We start from the raw sequence: 3,369 nt of genomic DNA, 5'->3' as shown, positions 1-3,369 counted from the left end.
CGGAGCCTCCGCCCGCATCCCGATGTCGTCGCGATAGAAGGTGATGTCGAGGGTTCCCACGGGAACCTCGACACCCTCGATCCGGCGCAGCTCCTCCGCCAGGCGCCGGGCCAGGTCGTCGCCCCGGGCGGCGATGCCCACGAGCGCCACCTCTCCCGCTCCCTTGTTCCGCTCCAAGATCTCGTGGGCGATCCGGGTGACCGCCCGCCGGATCTCCGCGGCCTCGAGGAGCTGCCCGCGGGGCTTAAAGACCATGGGGCCTCCCCGCCCGGCGCCCGCGGGCGCCCTCGCGAAGGAGGCCGGAGAAGGGGAACGCTCCGCCGGCGTGCTGCGGAGCGCGCGCGTTGCCGCTGGTCAAACTCTCTGCTCCCTTCCCGGCCTCTCGGGACCGGTCCTTAAAGGGGAAGTCCTTCGGGAGATGATACTACGGCGATCAAGCGCGACCAACAGAGGGTCGATGCCGCTAGAAGTCAGCCCGCGTGGCGGTCGACATGGGCATCGATCCGCGCCGCGAGAGCATCTATCCGTTGCCCCTGGGCATCGATCCGCTCCCCCTGCGCCCGGAACCCCTCGCGCATCTCGGCGCGGAGTTCAGCGATCTCCGAGCGCAGCTCGACGAACTGCCCCCGAAACTCCACGCGAAGCCCGAACAACGCGGCGACCAGCGAAGCGAGCGTCGCCGCCATGAGACCGATCGCGGCCCACGCCACACCGACCATCGTCGAGACTGTAGCAGCCCCCTGCGACACGGAAGCGAGACGCTCCGGCGAGCGCGGGGAGTCGGACCCGTTCGCTAGTCGACTCGGACCCTGATAGTCCGTGATTGAGCGGCCAGGCAGACGTGCCGGTGAGGGTGTCGGCCACTGATCGTGGTGATCACCCGGGAGAAGTACCGGCCGGTCCGGAAGACTCTCTTCCGCATCGAGTAGTTCCCCTCCGAGTCGCTGATGTCCCGGGCCACGACACCCCGGCCCACGCGGATCAGTTCCACGAGCTCGAAGTTCTCGCAGCTGTGTCGATCGGAGATGATCCGCCCGAAGAAGCGGACCCTCGTGCCGGGATCGACCACTCCCCTGGGCCTACGATGGATCGTGATGGTGCGGCTGGCCTCGAACTCATGGGCCGACGCCGGGACGGAACCGCCCAGGGTCGCCAGGAGCGCCGTGCCCGCAAACGCCACGACCAGCAGCTTGGAGCGCAGGTACCGTCTCACGGGCTCCTCCCTCTCCGTAGTGTGCATTTAGGCTAGGCCAGGACCGTGGACCGATTCAAGTCGTTCGAGGGCAAGGGAAGCTCCTCAGCCAGGGCTTCTGCGTCCGGGACCGGCGCCGTGCCAGCGCGGGCGGCGCCTGAGCCGCTCGAGGCCACCCGTGATCGGGCCAGGGTTCGGGTTCGTCGCGGACGGCCTTGGTGGCGGCGGCGGCGGACTCGGCGACTGGCCCTGGTCCTGGGCGTGCTCGTCATCGGCGCCTTGGCCGGCGACGCCGTCCTGGCCGCCCGGCAGGCCGCTCGGAGCCTGGAAGCGGCCCGCTCGTACCTGGAGCAAGCCGCGGACCGCTTGGTGGAGGGCCGACTGGAAGCGGCGGCCGCCTCCTTCGCTCAGGCCAGGGAGGCCGGCGGGGATGCCACCGGCGCCCTTCGGCGGCCCGGTGCCTTCCTCGTGGGGTCGCTGCCCCGGCTGGGGGACGACGTTCGGGCGGTTCGGGCCCTCGGACAGGCCTCGGTCCTCCTGTCCGAGGCCGGGGAGCACGTGGTGGAGGCGGCCGGGGCCGTCGGTTGGGACGGGGACCGGTTGCCGGGGATCCGCCCCGGCGGGGTGGTCGAACTCGACCTTCTGGGACGGGCCGAGCCGGGGCTCCGGGCTGCCGCCGAGAGATTCCGCCAGGCCTCCGTGGTGCTGGACTCTGTCCCGCCGGAGGGCCTTCACCCCAGGATCGCCGACGCCCTGGACCAGGCCCGCGGAGCGCTCCGGGAGCAGGCCCAGGTGGTGATCGCCGGCGCGGAGCTCACCCGGCTGCTCCCCTCGTTCCTCGGGGCCGAGGCCCCCCGGAGGTACTTCCTGGCCATCCAGAACCTGTCCGCTCCCCGGGGGAGCGGGGGGTTCCTGGGGCACTACGGGATCCTGGAAGCCAACAACGGCCAGATAAGCCTGGGACGCCTCGCGCCCGTGCAGACCCTCGGCCGGGTCCCTCCCGTCTCCGCCTCTCCCGACGTCGAGGCCCGCTACGCCAGGCTGGGCGGGGTCACCCACTTCATCGCCGCCAACTACTCCCCCGACTTCCCCACCTCCGCCCGGGTGCTCCTAGAGATGTGGGAGCGGAAGACGGGAGAGCCGCTCGACGGGGTGATCGCCGTGGACTCGGTGTGGATGTCCTACGTCCTGGGGGCCATCGGTCCGGTGCGGACCCCGGCGTGGCCCGAGCCCCTGACGGCCGAGAACATCAACCGCATCGTGAACCGGGATACGTTCCTGCTTCCCCAGCCCCTTTCCAACCAGGCCCAGGGGGCCATCGGAGCGGCGCTGTGGAAGGCAGTCCTCCAGGAGCCCCCGCCCACCCGGGGATTCGGAGCGGCCATGGCCCGGTCCCTGAGGGAGCGGCACCTTCAGATCTACGTCCCGAACCCCGAGGAGCAAGACGCGCTCCGCCGGCTGGGTGCCGGCGGGGAGCTCCGGCTGGGGCGGTTCCCCCTTCTGGTGGTGTGGCAGGACGCCGTCAACAACCGAGCGGGGTACTTCGCCGAGAAACGGGTGACTCACCGGATCACCCTGGAGGCCGACGGCTCCGCGGAGGTGCTCACCGAGGTGACCCTGGAGAACACCGCCCCCGACCACCCCCCTTCGATCCTCCTCGGCGATGGGAAGTCCGGCGACCCGGTGGGGTACTTCGCGGCGTTCGTCAACGTGTACCTGCCGGAAGGAGCGACGGGAATGCTGACCGAGGTGACCGGGGGACCGACCCTGGGCCTGGTGGAGGAGGAGTTCGGCCATGGGGTAGTCACCGAGCTCCTAGGGGCGCCGGCGGGGGGGACGGCTACCCTAAAGGTCACCTACCGAGTGGCGGAGGCGGCCACCGGGGAGGGCGAGCGGGGCCTCTTCCTGCAGGTGATCCCGCAGCCGGCCCTACGCCCGGACCTGGTCACGGTGGACGTTCGAACCCCGCTGGCGGCCGAGATCCTGAGCGTCCGTGGCCTGGACACGAGTGGGATCTCCGCCCGCTACGTGGGCCATCCCCAGGTCCCGGTGCCCCTGGCCATCCGATTTGCCCTATCCGGAGGCTGAGGCGGGCCCCGGGAAATCCCTAGTCCCAGTCCCGCCCGCGGGGTGTACCCTTAGGTGGCGAAGGAAAGGAGCCTCGATTGGTCGCGTTC

At 70.9% G+C, this 3,369-nt stretch carries 4 protein-coding genes; 1 reads left to right on the top strand and 3 read right to left on the bottom strand.

Features of this window, described 5'->3' with window-relative positions:
• The 3 genes from VGT06_09665 to VGT06_09655 form a co-directional block, all read right to left on the bottom strand.
• A partial coding sequence (locus tag VGT06_09665; GenBank protein HEV8663388.1) for a phosphoribosyltransferase family protein occupies positions 1 to 255 on the bottom strand: 255 nt, incomplete at its 3' end.
• 215 nt (positions 256 to 470) lie between these two features.
• Positions 471 to 749, bottom strand: a complete 279-nt coding sequence (locus VGT06_09660; GenBank protein ID HEV8663387.1) for a hypothetical protein — start codon at positions 747 to 749, stop codon at positions 471 to 473.
• 44 nt (positions 750 to 793) lie between these two features.
• Positions 794 to 1,213: a hypothetical protein gene (locus tag VGT06_09655; GenBank protein ID HEV8663386.1), complete on the bottom strand. Its 420-nt coding sequence runs from the start codon at positions 1,211 to 1,213 to the stop codon at positions 794 to 796.
• Between the two features lie 240 nt (positions 1,214 to 1,453).
• Here VGT06_09655 and VGT06_09650 point away from each other — a divergent pair, with 240 nt between their 5' ends.
• Positions 1,454 to 3,280, top strand: a complete 1,827-nt coding sequence (locus VGT06_09650) for a DUF4012 domain-containing protein (protein HEV8663385.1) — start codon at positions 1,454 to 1,456, stop codon at positions 3,278 to 3,280.
• The last annotated feature ends 89 nt before the right edge of the window (positions 3,281 to 3,369 follow it).

It is taken from the genome of Candidatus Methylomirabilis sp., from assembly GCA_036000645.1.
Taxonomy (GTDB): domain Bacteria; phylum Methylomirabilota; class Methylomirabilia; order Methylomirabilales; family JACPAU01; genus JACPAU01.
The sequence above is the reverse complement of the archived record's forward strand: the minus strand, read 5'-3'. Positions and strand labels throughout refer to the sequence as shown.